The sequence below is a fragment of the Streptomyces sp. NPDC014891 genome (assembly GCF_043081085.1).
In the GTDB taxonomy this organism is placed as follows: Bacteria; Actinomycetota; Actinomycetes; order Streptomycetales; family Streptomycetaceae; genus Streptomyces.
Map to the genome: position 1 here is coordinate 56,593 of NZ_JBIBWF010000005.1, position 16,849 is coordinate 73,441.

15 protein-coding genes and 1 riboswitch are annotated in these 16,849 nt (G+C 70.9%); of the genes, 6 read left to right on the forward strand and 9 right to left on the reverse strand.

Annotation, left to right across the window (positions count from 1 at the left end; all coding sequences use genetic code 11):
- The first annotated feature begins 12 nt into the window (after positions 1–12).
- The 4 genes from ACF09E_RS15575 (at position 13) to ACF09E_RS15590 (ending at position 3,953) form a co-directional block, all read left to right on the forward strand.
- Entirely contained in the window at positions 13–504 is a 492-nt protein-coding gene (locus tag ACF09E_RS15575; RefSeq protein WP_187284121.1) for an Lrp/AsnC family transcriptional regulator, read from the forward strand.
- A complete protein-coding gene (locus tag ACF09E_RS15580) occupies positions 501–1,877 on the forward strand; it encodes an aspartate aminotransferase family protein (RefSeq protein WP_392206107.1) in 1,377 nt (458 codons plus the stop codon). The genes ACF09E_RS15575 and ACF09E_RS15580 overlap by 4 nt, the downstream gene beginning before the upstream one ends.
- Before the next feature lie 214 nt (positions 1,878–2,091).
- Positions 2,092–2,820 (forward strand): ABC transporter ATP-binding protein, encoded by a 729-nt coding sequence (locus tag ACF09E_RS15585; RefSeq protein WP_392205703.1) that lies wholly within the window; start codon positions 2,092–2,094, stop codon positions 2,818–2,820.
- On the forward strand, positions 2,802–3,953 hold the full coding sequence (locus tag ACF09E_RS15590) for a hypothetical protein (protein ID WP_392205704.1): 1,152 nt from the start codon (positions 2,802–2,804) through the stop codon (positions 3,951–3,953). Before ACF09E_RS15585 ends, ACF09E_RS15590 begins: the two co-directional genes overlap by 19 nt.
- A 94-nt stretch (positions 3,954–4,047) precedes the next feature.
- Here the strand turns inward: ACF09E_RS15590 and ACF09E_RS15595 are convergent, their stop codons facing one another.
- The 5 genes from ACF09E_RS15595 to rlmN all read right to left on the reverse strand — a co-directional run bounded on the left by ACF09E_RS15595 (position 4,048) and on the right by rlmN (position 9,889).
- Positions 4,048–4,695, reverse strand: a complete 648-nt coding sequence (locus tag ACF09E_RS15595) for a dihydrofolate reductase family protein (RefSeq protein ID WP_392205705.1) — start codon at positions 4,693–4,695, stop codon at positions 4,048–4,050.
- A gap of 75 nt (positions 4,696–4,770) precedes the next feature.
- Positions 4,771–5,799 (reverse strand): ABC transporter ATP-binding protein, encoded by a 1,029-nt coding sequence (locus ACF09E_RS15600; protein WP_392205706.1) that lies wholly within the window; start codon positions 5,797–5,799, stop codon positions 4,771–4,773.
- Complete coding sequence (locus ACF09E_RS15605) at positions 5,799–7,412, reverse strand: ABC transporter permease (protein ID WP_392205707.1); 1,614 nt, start codon at positions 7,410–7,412, stop codon at positions 5,799–5,801. Before ACF09E_RS15605 ends, ACF09E_RS15600 begins: the two co-directional genes overlap by 1 nt.
- Positions 7,413–7,450: 38 nt before the next feature.
- A complete protein-coding gene (locus ACF09E_RS15610; RefSeq protein WP_392206108.1) occupies positions 7,451–8,545 on the reverse strand; it encodes a thiamine ABC transporter substrate binding subunit in 1,095 nt (364 codons plus the stop codon).
- A 97-nt stretch (positions 8,546–8,642) separates the two neighbouring features.
- A riboswitch (TPP riboswitch) is annotated at positions 8,643–8,753 on the reverse strand.
- 29 nt (positions 8,754–8,782) lie between these two features.
- On the reverse strand, positions 8,783–9,889 hold the full coding sequence (rlmN, locus tag ACF09E_RS15615; RefSeq protein WP_055598437.1) for a 23S rRNA (adenine(2503)-C(2))-methyltransferase RlmN: 1,107 nt from the start codon (positions 9,887–9,889) through the stop codon (positions 8,783–8,785).
- A 133-nt stretch (positions 9,890–10,022) separates the two neighbouring features.
- Between rlmN and ACF09E_RS15620 the strand changes: the two genes are divergently transcribed.
- Together ACF09E_RS15620 and ACF09E_RS15625 are read left to right on the forward strand one after the other, a co-directional pair.
- Complete coding sequence (locus ACF09E_RS15620) at positions 10,023–10,235, forward strand: hypothetical protein (protein ID WP_361849994.1); 213 nt, start codon at positions 10,023–10,025, stop codon at positions 10,233–10,235.
- Between the two features lie 150 nt (positions 10,236–10,385).
- Complete coding sequence (locus ACF09E_RS15625; protein WP_392205708.1) at positions 10,386–12,446, forward strand: hypothetical protein; 2,061 nt, start codon at positions 10,386–10,388, stop codon at positions 12,444–12,446.
- 80 nt (positions 12,447–12,526) lie between these two features.
- Here the strand turns inward: ACF09E_RS15625 and ACF09E_RS15630 are convergent, their stop codons facing one another.
- From ACF09E_RS15630 to pyrH, 4 genes are all read right to left on the reverse strand, one after another.
- Entirely contained in the window at positions 12,527–14,143 is a 1,617-nt protein-coding gene (locus tag ACF09E_RS15630; RefSeq protein ID WP_392205709.1) for an MFS transporter, read from the reverse strand.
- A gap of 125 nt (positions 14,144–14,268) precedes the next feature.
- Positions 14,269–15,372: a phosphatidate cytidylyltransferase gene (locus ACF09E_RS15635; RefSeq protein WP_392205710.1), complete on the reverse strand. Its 1,104-nt coding sequence runs from the start codon at positions 15,370–15,372 to the stop codon at positions 14,269–14,271.
- Positions 15,372–15,929 (reverse strand): ribosome recycling factor, encoded by a 558-nt coding sequence (frr, locus tag ACF09E_RS15640; RefSeq protein WP_148006369.1) that lies wholly within the window; start codon positions 15,927–15,929, stop codon positions 15,372–15,374. Before frr ends, ACF09E_RS15635 begins: the two co-directional genes overlap by 1 nt.
- A gap of 94 nt (positions 15,930–16,023) precedes the next feature.
- Entirely contained in the window at positions 16,024–16,788 is a 765-nt protein-coding gene (gene pyrH / locus ACF09E_RS15645) for a UMP kinase (RefSeq protein WP_015036487.1), read from the reverse strand.
- Positions 16,789–16,849: the final 61 nt, after the last annotated feature.

The following is a 16,849-nucleotide window of genomic DNA, read 5'->3' on the forward strand; positions in this document are numbered from 1 at the left end:
CACAGTGAAGCCGTGGCCAGTCGAAGCACAGAACCCAGAACCGGAACCGGTTCGTCCCCGACGATCGACGCCGTCTCCCTGGCGATCATCGAACAGCTCCAGGAGGACGGCCGCCGCCCCTACGCGGCGATCGGCAAGGCCGTGGGCCTCTCCGAGGCCGCCGTGCGGCAGCGCGTCCAGAAGCTGCTCGACCAGGGCGTCATGCAGATCGTCGCCGTCACCGACCCGCTCACCGTGGGCTTCCGGCGGCAGGCGATGGTCGGCATCAACGTCGAGGGTGACCTTGATCCGGTTGCGGAAGCCCTGACGGCCATGGCCGAATGCGAGTACGTGGTGATGACCGCCGGCTCGTTCGACCTCATGGTGGAGATCGTCTGCGAGGACGACGACCACCTGCTGGATGTGATCAACAAGCGCATCCGCACCCTCCCCGGCGTGCGCTCCACCGAGAGCTTCGTCTACCTCAAGCTCAAGAAGCAGACCTATATGTGGGGAACTCGATAATCGTGACCCAGTCCCGAAGTGACATGTCAAAGACCGCCTACGACCACCTGTGGATGCACTTCACCCGCATGTCGTCGTACGAGAACGCGCCCGTTCCCACCATCGTGCGGGGTGAGGGCACCTACATCTTCGACGACAAGGGCAAGCGCTACCTCGACGGTCTCGCGGGTCTCTTCGTGGTCAACGCCGGACACGGCCGCAAGGAACTGGCCGAGGTCGCGTACAAGCAGGCCCAGGAGCTCGCGTTCTTCCCCGTGTGGTCGTACGCGCACCCCAAGGCCGTCGAGCTCGCCGAGCGCCTCGCGGACTACGCACCGGGCGACCTGAACAAGGTCTTCTTCACCACCGGTGGCGGCGAGGCCGTCGAGACCGCCTGGAAGCTCGCCAAGCAGTACTTCAAGCTGCAGGGCAAGCACACCAAGTACAAGGTCATCTCGCGTGCGGTCGCCTACCACGGCACCCCGCAGGGCGCCCTGTCCATCACGGGTCTGCCGGCCCTGAAGGCCCCCTTCGAGCCGCTGGTCCCCGGCGCGCACAAGGTGCCGAACACCAACATCTACCGCGCCCCGATCCACGGCGACGACCCCGAGGCCTTCGGCCGCTGGGCCGCCGACCAGATCGAGCAGCAGATCCTCTTCGAGGGCCCCGAGACCGTCGCGGCCGTCTTCCTGGAGCCGGTGCAGAACGCCGGCGGCTGCTTCCCGCCGCCGCCCGGCTACTTCCAGCGCGTCCGCGAGATCTGCGACCAGTACGACGTGCTCCTCGTCTCCGACGAGACGATCTGCGCCTTCGGCCGCCTCGGCACGATGTTCGCCTGTGACAAGTTCGGCTACGTGCCGGACATGATCACCTGCGCCAAGGGCATGACCTCGGGCTACTCCCCGATCGGCGCCTGCATCGTCTCGGACCGCATCGCGGAGCCCTTCTACAAGGGTGACAACACCTTCCTCCACGGCTACACCTTCGGTGGCCACCCGGTGTCGTCGGCGGTGGCCCTGGCCAACCTCGACATCTTCGACAAGGAAGGCCTGAACCAGCACGTCCTCGACCAGGAGGGCAACTTCTTCGAGACCCTGAAGAAGCTGCACGACCTCCCGATCGTCGGCGACGTCCGCGGCAACGGCTTCTTCTACGGCATCGAGCTCGTCAAGGACAAGGTCACCAAGGAGTCCTTCACGGACGAGGAGACCGAGCGCGTCCTGTACGGCTTCCTCTCCAAGGCGCTGTTCGAGAACGGCCTGTACTGCCGCGCCGACGACCGAGGCGACCCGGTCATCCAGCTCGCCCCGCCGCTGATCGCCGACCAGGGCACCTTCGACGAGATCGAAGGCATCCTGCGCTCGGTGCTCACCGAGGCCTGGACCAAGCTCTAAGGTCCCCGCCCCGCGAGGCGCACGACATCACGCCGCCCTCACGGCGTGACCCCGGCCCGGGCCTGCGGCCATCCGAGTGGATGGCGGCGGCCCGGGCCGTGTGCTGTCCGTACAAACGGATCCGAATACTTACGGTGCCCAGTGACCGACAGGCCCGTCCCTTCGTTCCCCCGGACGGGGGACACAGATCGGATCCGACATCGAGGTGTACGCGATGGCACCACCGGACAACGACGTGCTCTGGGCGCGTTCCCTGCACTGCTCCCTGGGCGGTGCGGACGCCCTCAGCGGCGTCTCCCTCGGCGTCCGCGAGGGCGAGATCCTCGCCCTCGTCGGCCCGCGCGGCAGCGGCAAGACCACCCTCATGCGCTGCCTGTCCGGCCAGCTCGTCGCCCAGCAGGGCGAGGTCTGGTTCAACAGCGGCCCGGTGCACACCCTGGGAACCGCCGACCGGGAACGGCTCCGCCGCGACCGCTTCGGCTGGATCGACCCCGAACCCGGCCTCGTGCCCGAGCTCAACGGCTGGGAGAACGCCGCCCTGCCGCTGCTGCTCCGGGGCACCCCCCACCGGGCCGCCCGGACGGCCGCCGTCGAATGGCTGGACCGGCTCGACATCGGGGCCTGCGCCCGCAAGCGCCCGCACGCCCTCAGCCACGCGGAGCGCCAGCGCATCGCCATCGCCCGCGCGCTGGTCACCACCCCGTCGGTCCTCTTCGCCGACGAACCCACCGCGATCCTGCACCGGGCCGACGGCGCCCAGGTCCTGCGCACGCTGACCGCCGCCGCCCGCTCGCACGGCATCACCGTGCTCCTCGCCACCCACGACGCCGAGGTCGCGGCGCTCGCCGACCGCACGGTCGCCCTCCTCGACGGACGCCGGGTCGGCACCGTACCCCCGGCGTCAGGGGCGGAGGGCGTCGCGGCGTGCTCGCTCTCCGTCTAGCCCGCGGGGCCCACCCCCTCGTCCAGACGCGCCGGCTCCTCGTCGCCGTCGCGGCGGCGGGGGTCGGCTTCCTCCTGCTCTGCACCCTCGGATACGCCGTCGGGCACCCAGAGCGGTCCTCGGCGTCCGTGCTGCGGCTGCTCTGGTGCGTCCTGCCGCTCGCCGCGACCGTCCAGTTCGCGGTCGCGGTCGCCCGTACCGACCCCAGCACCCGTCCGCGCCCCGGGCTCTCCGCCATCGGCCTCGGCCCCGCCCGCCTCACCGCGATCGCCGCCGCGTCGACCGCCGTCGCCTGCACCCTGGGCTCCGCGGTCGCCCTGCTGTTCTACCTGCACCTGCGCGGCGACATCACCGGCCTGCCGTTCGACGGGGCCGCCGCCGAGCTCCTCGCCGCCGACCAGCCGATCCCGCTCGCCGCCGCCCTCACCCTGCTCGCCGTCCTCCCCGTCGTCGCCGCCACGGCCGCCGGACTCACCCTGCGGCCGCGCCCCGCGCCCGCCCCGCCGGAGGGCGCGGAGAAGCCGATGCCGTCCGGGCTGCCCTGGGGCGTCGCCCTGGTCGCGGTCGGCCTGGCCGTCGAGACCTACGCGGGCCGGGGCGGAGGCGGCGCCGCCCTCCCCCTGCCGGGCCGCTTCGACGGCAACCCGGCGGGCGTCCTGGCCGGCTGGGTCCTCACCGCCGTCGGCCTCGCGATGGCCGGCCCCGGCATCGTCCACGGCTGCGGACGCCTCCTCCAGGCCGTCCGGCCGGGCGCCACCCGGCTGCTCGCGGGCCGCGTCCTGATGGACGAGGCCCGGCGCATCGGCCGCCCCCTGGGCGTGGTCAGCGCGGTGCTCTCCGGGACGCTCGCGGCGGCCGCCCTCCACCAGGAGGACACCGGGCCCGGCGCCTTCGGCCCGCTCACCGGCCTGGGCGCTGCCCTCGTCCTCGCCTGCACGACGGCGACCCTGCTCACCGCGGCCCTGGAGTCCCGGCAGAGCCGCGCCCACACCACCGAGGCCCTGCTCCGCATCGGCGCCCCGCCCACGGTCCTCCGCTCGGCAGCCCTGCTGCGCGCCGGCGCCCTGCTCGTGGTCTTCCTGCCCCTCACCTGGGCCGTGGCCGAACTGGCGGCGCTGCCGCTGACCGGCTGAGCCGGACCTCAGGGGGGTGCCGTGTCCGCACGGCACCCCCCTGAGGCGTCCCCCGAGGGCGGGGAGGACGGCGAGGGCGGGCGGCGAGGGCGCCTCACTTCCGCCAGAACAGGTGATGCGTGACCGCGCCGCCCGGACTGGGCACGACGTCGCGGTGGTACCGGTCGAGCAGCTCGTCGGGCGACTCCCAGAGACGTACCCCCGCCCCGAGCTTCACCGGCGCCACCGCGACGTGCAGCGTGTCGACGAGGCCCGCGTCCAGGAACGCGCGGACGACGGTCGCCCCGCCGCCCAGCCGGACGTCCTTGCCGTCCGCCGCCTCCTTCGCCCGCGCCAGCACACTCGCCGGGTCGCCGTCGACGAAGTGGAACGTCGTGTCGGACAGCGTGAACGACGGACGCGGGTGGTGCGTCATCACGAACACCGGGGTGTGGAACGGCGGCTCGTCACCCCACCAGCCCTGCCACTCGTGGTCCTGCCACGGGCCGCGCTGGGGCCCGAACTTGTTGCGGCCCATGATCTCGGCGCCGATGTGGTGGGAGAAGTCCCGGGTGAAGTAGTCGTCCAGACCGCGGCTGCCCCCGGGATCGGTGCGGTTGGGCCAGCTCGCCGTGGCACCCGCCCAGGCGAACAGCGCGCCGGGGTCCGCGTGCCCGAAGGGGCGCTCCAGGCTCTGCCCCTCCCCCGTGCCGAATCCGTCGGACGAGACCATGAAGTTCTGGACTCTGAGCAGCTGGCCCATGGGGTACCTCCCGGGTGGTCGACAGCAGGACGAACAACCAGGAGACTCCACGGCCCCGGGAAAGTCATCGCACCACTACGGGGTGTCGTCCCCCAGCACCACCACGTCCTCCACCCGGAACTCCACCCCCACCGCGGCGCCCTCCTCCGGCACCTCCCGCAGCGGCAGCTCCGCGTCCAGCGGCGGCCCCTCCATCGGGCGCAGCCGTACGGCCACCCGGCTCCCGCGGAAGGTCCGGGACTCGACGGTCCAGGCCGGCCGCTCCTCGGCGGGCACCAGCCGCACCCCGCCCGGCCTGACCAGGAGACGGCGCTCGCCCTGCGGCGACCCGTCCGGCACCGGGACCTTCCCCCAGGCCGTCTCCGCGACCGGACCGGTCACCCGGGCCGCCACCACGTTGTCGAAGCCCAGGAAACGGGCCACGAACTCCGAGGCCGGCCGCGACCACACCTCGACGGGCGCACCCGACTGGGCGATGCGCCCGTCCCGCATCACGACCACCCGGTCGGCCAGCGCGAAGGCCTCTCCCTGGTCGTGCGTCACCGCGAGCACCGTCGTGCCGAGCCGGCCGAAGAGCTGCCGCAGCTCCACGACGAGCCGCTCCCGCAGCCCCCGGTCGAGCTGGCCGAGGGGCTCGTCGAGCATCAGCAGCCGCGGGCTGGGCGCCAGGGCCCGGGCCAGCGCCACCCGCTGCTGCTCACCGCCGGAGAGAGCGGCGACGGGCCGCCGCTCGGCGCCCGGCAGGCCGACGAGGTCGAGCAGCTCCGCCACCCGCCCGGCCTGCTCCGCCCTGCCCGCCCCGCGCATCCGCAGGCCGAAGGCGACGTTGCCGCCGACGTCGCGCTGCGGGAACAGCTGGTGGTCCTGGAACATCAGGCCGACGCCCCGCCGGTGCACCGGCACCCCGCGCTGGTCGGCGCCGCCCAGCAGCACCCGCCCGCCGTCGAGGGCCTGCAGCCCGGCGACGGCCCGCAGCAGCGTGGACTTGCCGCTCCCGCTGGGCCCGAGCACGGACACGATCTCGTGGTCGGCGACCTCCAGGTCCACGCCGTCGAGCGCGGCCCGCGCCCCGAACCGCACGGTCGCCCCGTCGAGTACCAGCATCAGAACTCCCCCGAGGTGCGTTCGGTCCGGAGCCGTTCGAGGAGCAGCAGGGACACCGCGCACACCACCATGAGGATCGTCGAGAGGGCCATGGCCTGGCCGTAGTTGAGTTCGCCGGGCCGGCCCAGGAGCCGGGCCACCGCCACCGGCAGCGTCGGGCTGTCGGGACGGGCGATGAAGACGGTCGCGCCGAACTCGCCCAGCGAGACGGCGAACGCGAAGCCGGCGGCGATCAGCAGGGCCCGCCGCACCAGCGGCAGGTCCACCTCCCGCCAGGCCCGCCACGGCGAGGCACCGAGCACGGCCGCGGCCTCCCGCAGCCGCTCGTCCACCGCCCGCAGCACCGGCAGCATGATCCGTACGACGAAGGGCACGCCGACCAGCGCCTGCGCGAGCGGTACGAGGATCCAGCTGGCCCGCAGGTCGAGCGGCGGCTCGTCCAGCGTGATGAGGAACCCGAAGCCGACGGTCACGGCCGACACGCCCAGCGGCAGCATGAGCAGCGCGTCGAAGCCCCGCACGAGCCGCCCGGCGCGCCTGGTCAGCGCGGCCGCGGCGAGCCCCCCGACGACGAGGGCGATCAGGGTGGCGACGACCGCGTACCGCAGCGAGTTCCCGATCGTGTCGAGCAGCGGCACCAGGAAGGTGCCGGAGGGGTCCGGGGTCTGGAGGGCCCGGTAGTAGTCGAGCCCGTAGCCGTGGGAGGTGGCGAAGGAACGCTCGACGAGCACCCCGAGCGGCAGCACGACCAGCAGGACGATCGACAGCAGCACGCCCGCGAACAGCGCCCACTGGCCGACGCCCCGCGGCCGGCGCGACGTCTGCTCGGGCGCCACCATCCGCAGCGCCGTCTCCCGTCGGCGGACGGCCCGGGCGTGCACGGCGAGGACGGCGCCGACGGCGGCGAACTGCAGCATCGTGAGGACGGCCGCCGTGGTCAGGTCGAAGCGGACGACGGTCTGCCGGTAGATCTCCGTCTCCAGGGTGGAGTACGTGGAGCCGCCGAGGATCTCCACGACGGCGAAGGAGCTCGCCGTGAACAGGAAGACCATGAGCGCCGCCGCGGCCACCGAGGGGGCCAGCGCCGGCAGGGTCACCGTCCGCCACGCCCGCCAGCGGGACGCGCCGAGCACCCGGGCCGCCTCCTCCTGCCGCGGGTCCAACTGCGCCCACAGTCCGCCGACGGTCCGTACGACCACGGCGTAGTTGAAGAACACATGGGCGATCAGGATGGCCCAGACCGTGGTGTCGAGCCGTACGCCCCACAGCTCGTCGAGGAGGCCGCCGCGCCCGACGAGCGCCAGGAAGGCCGTACCGACCATGACGGTCGGCATCACGAAGGGCACGGTGACGACGGCGCGCAGCAGCACCTTCCCGCGGAACTCGAAGCGCGCGAAGACGTACGCGCCGGGCAGCGCGATCAGCAGGGTGAGACCGGTGGAGGCGAGCGCCTGCCAGAGCGTGAACCACAGGACGTCGAGGATCTCCGGCCGGCTCAGCGTCTCGCCGAACCGGCCGAACCGCCACAGCCCGTCGACCCGGAGCCCGCGCTCGACGATCGAGACGACGGGCCAGGCGAAGAAGAGCGCGAAGAAGGCGACGGGCAGGGCCATCAGGCCGAGCCGCGCCGCGCTTCCCCGGCGGTCGGGGACTACTTCAGAACGAGTGACGACCACTGCTGGATCCACGGGTCACGCTTCTCGGCGATCTTCTCGGGCGCCATGGTCTCCGGCTTGTCGATCACGACGCCGTGCTTCGTGAACAGCTCGGGCAGGGCCGCGTCCTTCGCCACCGGGTTGACGAACATCTGGAGCGGCATGTCCTCCTGGAACTTCTTGGAGATCAGGAAGTCGATCAGGGCCTTGCCGCCCTCGGGGTTCTTCGCGCCGTTCAGCAGGCCCGCGAACTCGGTCTGCCGGAAGCAGGTCCCAGTGGACACCCCGGTGGGGGCGGTCTTCGGCTGCGGCTCGGCGTAGAGCACCTCGACCGGCGGGCTGGAGGCGTACGAGACGACGAGCGGCCGGTCGCCCTTGGCCTGCTTGCCGCCGGCGGAGCCGGAGAACTCCTGGTTGTAGGCGAGCTCCCAGCTGTCGACGGTCTTGACGCCGTTGGCCTTGAGCTTCTTCCAGTAGTCCTGCCAGCCGTCGTCGCCGTACTTCGCGGCCGTGCCGAGGAGGAAGCCGAGGCCCGGGGAGGAGCGCTCGGGGTTCTCGACGACGAGCAGGTCCCGGTACGCGGGCTTCGCCAGGTCGTCGAAGGTCACCGGCGGCGCCAGCTTCTTGTCGGCGAAGTACTTCTTGTCGTAGTTGACGCAGATGTCGCCGGAGTCGATCGGGGTGACCCGCTGCTCCTTGTCGAGCCGGTACGCGGCCGGGACACCGTCGAGGCCCTTCGCGGCGTACGGCACGAAGATCCCGTTGTCGAGGGCGCGGGACAGCAGCGTGTTGTCGACGCCGAAGAAGACGTCGCCCTGCGGGGAGCCCTTGGTCAGGATCTCCTTGTTGACGGCCTCGCCGGCGTCGCCGCTCTTCAGCACCTTGACGGTGAAGCCGGTCTGCCGGGTGAACGCGGCCAGCACCTCCTTGGAGGCGTTGAACGAGTCGTGGCTCACGAGGGTCACGGTCTTGGGCGCGGGCGCGCCGGACGGGCCGGACGCCTTGCCGGCGTCGTCCGCGCCGCAGGCGGCGAGGGTGGTGACGCCGAGCGCCGCGACGAGCGCGGCGGCGGCGGCCTTCTTGATGCTCACCGGAATGGTGCTCACTGAGATTCCTCCTGGGTGTGACCAGGAAGAGACGCGGCCCTGCCCACGACCGGCGGACCGGACGCGGGCAGGGCGCAACAGCTTGAGTTAACGACCGAACTTCCTACCCAGAATGACCTGGGCAAGGTTCAGAGGGTCTGCGGTCCTACGGTGACCGCACTCTCAGCGCTGTGGCGCTCCCCTGTCGGAATATGGAGATGTGTTCGACCTCAGAGTACAAGGTCAGCGTTCGGCGGCCGCCAGCTGTCCACAGGCACCGTCGATCTCCTGGCCCCGGGTGTCCCGCACGGTCACCGGCACGCCGTGGCGGGCGATGGCCTCGACGAAGGCCTTCTCGTCCTCCGGACGCGAGGCCGTCCACTTCGAACCCGGCGTCGGGTTCAGCGGGATCAGGTTCACGTGGACCCGGCGCCCCTTGAGCAGTCGGCCCAGCAGGTCGCCGCGCCACGCCTGGTCGTTGATGTCCCGGATGAGCGCGTACTCGATGGAGATCCGGCGGCCGGACTTCTCCGCGTACTCCCAGGCCGCGTCGAGGACCTCGCGGACCTTCCAGCGCGTGTTAACGGGCACCAGGGTGTCCCGGAGCTCGTCGTCCGGGGCGTGCAGCGAGACGGCGAGACGGCACTTGAAGCCCTCGTCGGCGAAGCGCAGCATCGCGGGCACCAGACCCACCGTGGACACGGTGATCCCGCGCTGCGAGAGCCCGAGGCCGTCCGGCTCGGGGTCGGTGAGGCGCCGGATGGCTCCGACGACCCGCTTGTAGTTCGCGAGCGGCTCCCCCATGCCCATGAACACGATGTTGGAGAGCCGCGCCGGTCCCCCGGGCACCTCCCCGTCGCGCAGCGACCGCATGCCGTCCACGATCTGGTGCACGATCTCGGCGGTCGACAGGTTCCGGTCGAGCCCGGCCTGCCCCGTCGCGCAGAACGGGCAGTTCATCCCGCAGCCGGCCTGCGAGGAGATGCACATGGTCACCCGGTCCGGGTAGCGCATGAGCACCGACTCGACGAGCGTGCCGTCGTGCAGCCGCCACAGGGTCTTGCGGGTGGTGTCGTCGTCGCACGAGATGTGCCGGACGACGGACATCAGATCGGGCAGCAGCTCCCCGGCCAGCTTCTCCCGCGAGGCGGCCGGGATGTCGGTCCACTCGGCGGGATCGTGCGCGTACCGCGCGAAGTAGTGGGTGGACAGCTGCTTGGCGCGGAACGGCTTCTCACCGATCGCGGCGACGGCCTCCTTCCGCTCGGCGGGCGTGAGGTCGGCCAGGTGCCGCGGCGGCTTCTTGGCTCCGCGGGGGGCGACGAAAGTGAGTTCTCCGGGCTTGGGCATGGTTCCCCCAGTGTCGCAGACGGAACGCGGTAACCAGGGGCCCGAGCCTCCGGTGCCGGTCGTCCCGGGGCGTCCGGGCCGTCCGCGGGCCGTCCCCGGGCGGCCCGGAGTCGGCCGGGGGCATCCTGGAGGTATGGACAGTGCCCCGATCGTCGTCCATCAGCCCTCCCCCTCCGGCGGAAGGCGCGTCACCGCGCGCGGCACCATCCTCGGCCTCGCCCACAGCGACGAGGACGTGGTCGAGTTCCTCCGCCGCGCGGGCCTCCGGGACGCCGAGGACCTCCTCGACGACCCGGCCTGGGTGACCTGGCGAGGCGGCAGGGCCCACGAGTACGAGGCGGCCTGAGCGCCGGCTTCTCGCGCCCCACGCCACGCGCGTCTCCGGTCGTGTCTTCCACCCGTCCGGGACGAGGCCGACGGGAAATGCGGATTCCCCCTCACCGCGCCCGACCAGGCGCTAGCGTGTGCGCCCACGCGCCGACGTCAGGGGCCGCACATGGGTATCGCACTTTCATTCGATGACCTTCTGGAACGCCTACCGGAGGGAAACTTCACCGGGCACGGATCCAGGGCTTTCCGCATCTCGCAACCGCACGAGACCTTCATTCCGCCGAATCTCGACATACTCGATTCCAGCCCTGCCCCGCTGATCACTCTCATCTCCGCGCGCGGCGCCACCGGAAAGTCCCGGCTCGCGGAGCAGGTGTCGGCGGTCAAGCAGGCCCCCCTGTGGCTGCTGGACCAGGACATGGCCGTGAGCGGCGACGCCTTACGCGCCCGCCTGTGCGACTACACGACGACCACGGACGGATTGCACCGGCTCACCGAGAGTCCGACGTCCTTCATCCTCATCGACGCCCTCGACGAGGCACGCATGAGGGTTTCCGGCGCCTCGTGGTACGAGTACATCCAGACGCTCTTCGCCGCATCGGAGAAGAGACATTCCCTGGTGCTCTTCGGTCGCGAGCGAGTACTGGAGGACGTCTGGGCGAACTTTCCGGGAAACAGTGCGAACTGGTTCGAGATCTCACACTTCGACGCCGACCAGCGCGCGACGTACATCGACCTGTACGTGGGGGAAGCGCAGTCGAAGGAGAGCGACACCTACATCGAGGCCCGGGACACCGTACTCAAGGCCCTTTCGGGCGCGGTGGAGGGGAATCAGGCGGACTCCTTCATCGGCTACGCACCGGTCCTGTACGCCGTCGCCCTCCTCCTCGAAGGGAATCTGCTCAAGATCCGGAACTCCTTCCTGCCCGAGGTGGGCAACGAGCGGCGGATCACGGTGCTCGGCGACATCATCGAGCAGCTCCTGAAGCGCGAACAGGAGAAGACGCGGAAACTCGCAGAACAGCTCGGCCTCGCACCGAGCAGGGCGTACACGCCCGGCGAGCAGATCGACTGGCTCGCGCACCACCTGCTGAACTCGAAGGCTCCCGATCTCTCGTGGTGTCCGGACCCGCTGAAGGCCGAGTACCGGAACAAGATTCGCGAGTTCATCGACGACCATCCGTTCCGAAGCGAGAACCGGTGGGCCAATCCGGTGTTCTCGGCCTATGTCGCAGCCGAGAGATTCGACCGGATCGAGATTCGAGAGGACCTTCAGCCCGTGGGTCTCGCGACCGGGCTCCTCTTCGAGTTCATCTCCGCGAAGGAAGACGAACTCGTCGTCGACGAGTGGCAGTTCGCCGCGCTTCACGCATCCCTCATGGCGTCCGAGCGCCACAATGTCGAAGTATCGGTCAGCATTTCGGGCGGGGAACCCCCGGCCGCCTCCGATCCCCCTGGCGACACTCTGCACATGGAAGGCGAGCTCACGCTGTGGGAGAACAGCGGAAGCCGGAACAGCATCCGCGTCGACGTCGTCCTCGACAAGGAGGGAACAGTCGACCTGAAGGGCCCGCTCGCATCCCTCTCGCTGACCTTCCCCGGCCTGGTCACCGTGAATCCCAGCTCCGGCTCGGCGAATTTCGGCCCCGACTGCTTCATCCGCTGCCGTGATCTCCGCGTCTCGGGCGACAGCGTGCAGGTCTCCCTTCGCCCGAACGTCGTGGGCTCGGACGACCTTCAGGACGGCAGCACGAGTGTCACGTTCGAGCTGACGGGCGGCCTGCTGTGCAATGCCCAGCTGGCGGGGAACCCGCCCGTCGACAGCTTCGAGGTGTCCATTCCTCCGGGCCGGCAGATCGGCTACCCGTGGTTCCCCTATCAGAAGACCATGGAGCTTCCGTCCGCGGAGCCGAACGAACGTGCGATCAGGTTCGTGAAGATGCTGATGAACCTCCTCAGGAACCACGGGCACAAGGGAACCCCCGCGGTCTTCGACAAGAAGCTGGAGGGGCGTCAGTCCATCAAGGGAGGGGAATTCAAGCGCGTGATCTCGGCGCTCCAGAAAGCCGGTGTCGTGTCGCTCGACGGCCCGATGATCCACCTCACGAGCGAGTGGGTGCCCCACAGGTTCTCCGGCAAGAAGAGGGAGGGCGCCACGACGTTCGAGGACAAGCGCGACGTCTGGATGCCGATCGTGGACGCCGTCACGGAGGCCATGGGCCGGTAGGCCGGGCCCCGGGGCCGGTACTCCTCGTCCGGGCCCGCGGCCGCTTCCGGTCCGGGTGATCCGGACCCCGGCGCGTCGGGTCAGGGCGCCGGTGCACCGGGTTGGGTCCTGGGGATGCGGTGGGTGAAGAAGAGGGCGACCACCGACGCTCCCGCCAGGATCGCCAGGGCCGCCTTCAGGCCGTCCAGGCGGGCGGTCTCGTTGGCCTCCAGGGCTGCCGCGGTGACCTCCTCGCCGGTGCCCGCCTCGTCGAGGGCCGTCGTCAGCTGGGCGTCCGAGAGGAACGGGACGCCGCTCTGGAGCTCGACGGCGGCCTGGCTCCTCACCTCGGCCGGGATCGCGTCGTTGCGCTCCACGGCGGTCAGGAACGAGGAGGTGAGCGCCGCGATCATCAGCGAGCCGGCCAGCGCCGTACCCATCGAGGAGCCGAGGTTGGTGACGGCGTTCTGGATGCCGCCGACCTCCGCGCTCTCCCGGTCCGGGACCGCGGAGACCGTGACCGAGCCGAGCTGGGAGGCCAGGGCGCCCATCCCGAAGCCGATCAGGAGCAGCGGGACCGTGACGATCTCCGCCCCGGCGTCCGCGTCCAGCGCGGCCATCAGGGCGACCGCGCCGGCCAGCAGCGCGAGCACCCCGGTGCGTACCACCCGGCGCGGGGACACGGCGGGGAGGAACCGGGGGATCAGGACCGCGGCGGCCAGCAGCGTCAGCGAGAGCGGCAGGATCCGCGCACCCGTCTGCAGCGCCGAGAGGCCGAGGGCCACGGAGAGGTAGAGCGGGACGACGAAGAAGACGCCCATCTGCACGAGGTACTGGAAGAAGAACATCGTCAGACCACCGGTGAGCTGCCTGTTCCGCAGCATGGCCGGGTGGACCAGCGGTTCCCCGCCCCGCTCGACGAGCCGGGCCTCCCAGCGCAGGAAGAGGTACAGCAGGAGGAGGCCCGCCATCATCAGCCACACGGTCAGCGACACCCCGAGCCACGCGGGCGCGTCCGCCTTCGGCCGGACCCAGCCCCATTCGTCCGAGCGCAGCACGCCGTAGACGAACACCCCGAGCCCGGCGGCGGACAGGACGGCGCCGAGGAGGTCGATGCGCGGGCGCTCCTGGTCGGTGGTGTCGGCGATGCGCCGGGCGAACAGCAGGATGACGAGGACGACGAGGACCTCGCCGGCGAAGACCCAGCGCCAGGAGAAGTAGGTCGTGGCGACTCCGCCGATGAGGGGGCCGAGCCCGATCGCCACGGCTCCCGCGGCCGCCACGATGCCGTACGCCGCGGCCCGGCGTCCGGCAGGGAAGTTGCCGGCCACCAGCGCCACGATCGACGGCAGGATGAGCGCCGCCCCGACGCCTTCGAGGAGCGACCAGCCGAGGAGCAGGACGGGGAGGTTCGGGGCGAGCGCCGTGGTCAGCGAGCCGCAGCCGTAGATCACGCAGCCGACCATGAAGGCGCGCCGGCGGCCGATCAGGACCCCGATCTTGCCTCCGGGGATCATGAACATCGCCATCACCAGGGTGTAGGCGGTGATGGCTCCCTGGATGCCGGTCACCGTCGTGCCCACGTCCTCGGCCACGGTCGCGATCGCCACGTTCATGACGGAGCTGTCGAGGGCCATGAGGAACTGGCCCGCCGCGAGGGTCAGCAGGACGAGCCGCGTGCCCGCGGGTCCGCCACCCGCGCCTGCCGTGGATGCCATGACCGCATTCTGCCCATAGGAGGACCTTTCGGCTCGGTGGCGCCGTCCGTACGCCGCACGGGCCCGCACGCACGAGGGCCCGCCGCCCCCGGAGGGGTGACGGGCCCGTGCGCGGCGCGTACCGGTCAGGTGGAGCCGACGAAGACCACGAACAGCAGCCACACGACCGGGGCCGTGGGCAGCAGCGAGTCCAGCCGGTCCATGATCCCGCCGTGTCCCGGAAGCAGGGTCCCCATGTCCTTGATACCGAGGTCCCGCTTGATCATCGACTCGCCGAGGTCGCCGAGCGTCGCGCTGACCGCCACGGCGAGGCCCATCAGCAGCCCCTGCCACCAGGCGCCGTCGTCGATCATGAACTGCATGCACAGCGCACCCGCCGCCATGGCGAAGCCCACCGCCCCGAACAGGCCCTCGCGGGTCTTTCCGGGGCTGATCCTCGGCGCCAGCTTGTGCTTGCCGAAGCGCCAGCCGATCGCGTACGCGCCCGTGTCGCTGACCACCGTCAGCAGCAGGAACGTCAGCACCCGCTGCGGACCGTCGTCGGCGGTGAGCATGAGCGCCACGAACGTCGCCAGGAACGGGACGTAGAACGCCGCGAAGACACCCGCCGTGACGTCCTTCAGATAGCCCTCGGGAGGCTCCGTCATCCGCCAGACGAGCACCGCGAGCGCCGTGAGCGCCATCGCCACCCAGGCGCCCTCGGGCCCCCGGACATAGCCGGCGACGACCATGGCGGCACCGCCGACCGCGAGCGGGACGAGTGGAGCCCTGATCCCCTTGCGCTCCTGGAGGCGGGAGGTGAGCTCCCAGAGCCCGACCACGACGGCGACCGCTATCACGCCGACGAACGCCGGGGCCCAGACGTACAGCGAGGCGATGATGACGGCCCCGAGGCCGACCCCGACCCCTATGGCCGCGCCCAGATTGCGCCCCGCGCTCTTCTTCTGCCGTGGCGCCGGCGGCGCGGGCGGCGGAGGCGGGGTGGGGCTGGGCATGGGCTCCTGCGGGTGCTCGTGCGGCGTCTCGTCGCGGAACAGGGGACCGCTCTGGTGAGCGGCCCCCCGACCGTGATCGTCCTGGAATCCGCCGGCGGGAACGTCGGGCACGATGGGCATGGGCCGAGTCTGCGCCGCCTGATGCCGATCGTATGCGGGACCCGCCGGGACGGGCCCCTGGTCGGGTCCCCCACGGCCGGAACCGGCCGGGGCCCCCCAGGAAGAGTCGTTCATCAGACCTCGAGCAGCTCGGCTTCCTTGTGCTTGAGCAGCTCGTCCACCTGCGTGACGTACTTCGCGGTGGTGTCGTCGAGCTCCTTCTCGGCGCGGCGGCCCTCGTCCTCGCCGACCTCGCCGTCCTTGACGAGCTTGTCGATGGTCTCCTTGGCCTTGCGGCGGACCGAGCGGATCGAGATCTTCGAGTCCTCGGCCTTGCCCTTGGCGACCTTGATGTACTCCCGGCGGCGCTCCTCGGTCAGCTCGGGGAACACCACCCGGATGATGTTGCCGTCGTTGCTCGGGTTGACGCCGAGGTCCGAGTCCCGGATCGCCTGCTCGATGTTGCGCAGCGCGCTCTTGTCGAACGGGGTCACCACGGCCATCCGCGGCTCCGGGACGGAGAAGGACGCCAGCTGGTTGATGGGGGTGATGGCACCGTAGTAGTCCGCCACGATCTTGTTGAACATCGCCGGGTGCGCACGGCCGGTGCGGATCGCGGCGAAGTCCTCCTTGGCGACCACGACGGCCTTCTCCATCTTCTCCTCGGCCTCGAGGAGGGTCTCTTCGATCACCACATGCTCCTGCGTGTCGTCGCGTTGTGTCCTGCACGGTGTACGACCGGCAGGGCTCTGTCCATCCCCTTGCGGGGCGGTTCCCCGGTTCGGGTCAGGCCCGGGTGCCCTGGTCGCTCACGAGCGTGCCGATCTTCTCACCCTTCACCGCGCGCGCGATATTGCCCTCGGTGAGCAGTTCGAAGACGAGGATCGGGAGGTTGTTGTCCCGGCACAGGGTGATGGCGGTGGCGTCGGCGACCTTGAGGTCGCGGGAGATCACCTCGCCGTACTCCAGTGCGTCGAACTTGACCGCGTCGGGGTTGGCCTTCGGGTCGGAGTCGTAGACGCCGTCCACGCCGTTCTTGCCCATCAGGAGGGCCTCGGCGTCGATCTCCAGGGCGCGCTGGGCGGCGGTGGTGTCCGTGGAGAAGTAGGGCATGCCCATGCCCGCGCCGAAGATGACCACGCGGCCCTTCTCCAGGTGGCGCACGGCGCGCAGCGGGATGTACGGCTCGGCGACCTGGCCCATGGTGATGGCGGTCTGGACGCGGGAGTCGATGCCCTCCTTCTCCAGGAAGTCCTGGAGGGCGAGGCAGTTCATCACGGTGCCGAGCATGCCCATGTAGTCGGAGCGGGCCCGGTCCATGCCGCGCTGCTGGAGTTCGGCGCCACGGAAGAAGTTGCCTCCGCCGATCACGATCGCGATCTCCGCGCCGTCGCGGACGACGGCCGCGATCTCACGCGCGATGGCGTGCACGACGTCGGGGTCGACGCCCAGGCCGGTACCGCCGGAGAAGGCTTCTCCGGACAGCTTCAGCATGTAGCGGCCGGCCTTTTTGCCGTTGTTGTCGTCGCCCTGTACGGCGCCCTGGTTCATGGAGATCTCCTCGTGCACATACGAAGGAGGCCATTGCCTTGGGTCCTCGCGGGTTTCCCGT

Excerpts from the sequence above, each read along its gene's own strand:
- ACF09E_RS15625 (WP_392205708.1), top strand. The coding sequence starts at position 10,386 with ATGGGTATCGCACTTTCATTCGATGACCTTCTGGAACGCCTACCGGAG.
- ACF09E_RS15620 (WP_361849994.1), top strand. The coding sequence starts at position 10,023 with ATGGACAGTGCCCCGATCGTCGTCCATCAGCCCTCCCCCTCCGGCGGA.
- ACF09E_RS15600 (WP_392205706.1), bottom strand. The coding sequence starts at position 5,799 with ATGCTGGTACTCGACGGGGCGACCGTGCGGTTCGGGGCGCGGGCCGCG.
- rlmN (WP_055598437.1), bottom strand. The coding sequence starts at position 9,889 with ATGCCCAAGCCCGGAGAACTCACTTTCGTCGCCCCCCGCGGAGCCAAG.
- pyrH (WP_015036487.1), bottom strand. The coding sequence starts at position 16,788 with ATGAACCAGGGCGCCGTACAGGGCGACGACAACAACGGCAAAAAGGCC.
- ACF09E_RS15635 (WP_392205710.1), bottom strand. The coding sequence starts at position 15,372 with ATGAACGACTCTTCCTGGGGGGCCCCGGCCGGTTCCGGCCGTGGGGGA.
- ACF09E_RS15595 (WP_392205705.1), bottom strand. The coding sequence starts at position 4,695 with ATGGGCCAGCTGCTCAGAGTCCAGAACTTCATGGTCTCGTCCGACGGA.
- ACF09E_RS15605 (WP_392205707.1), bottom strand. The coding sequence starts at position 7,412 with ATGGCCCTGCCCGTCGCCTTCTTCGCGCTCTTCTTCGCCTGGCCCGTC.
- ACF09E_RS15630 (WP_392205709.1), bottom strand. The coding sequence starts at position 14,143 with ATGGCATCCACGGCAGGCGCGGGTGGCGGACCCGCGGGCACGCGGCTC.
- ACF09E_RS15585 (WP_392205703.1), top strand. The coding sequence starts at position 2,092 with ATGGCACCACCGGACAACGACGTGCTCTGGGCGCGTTCCCTGCACTGC.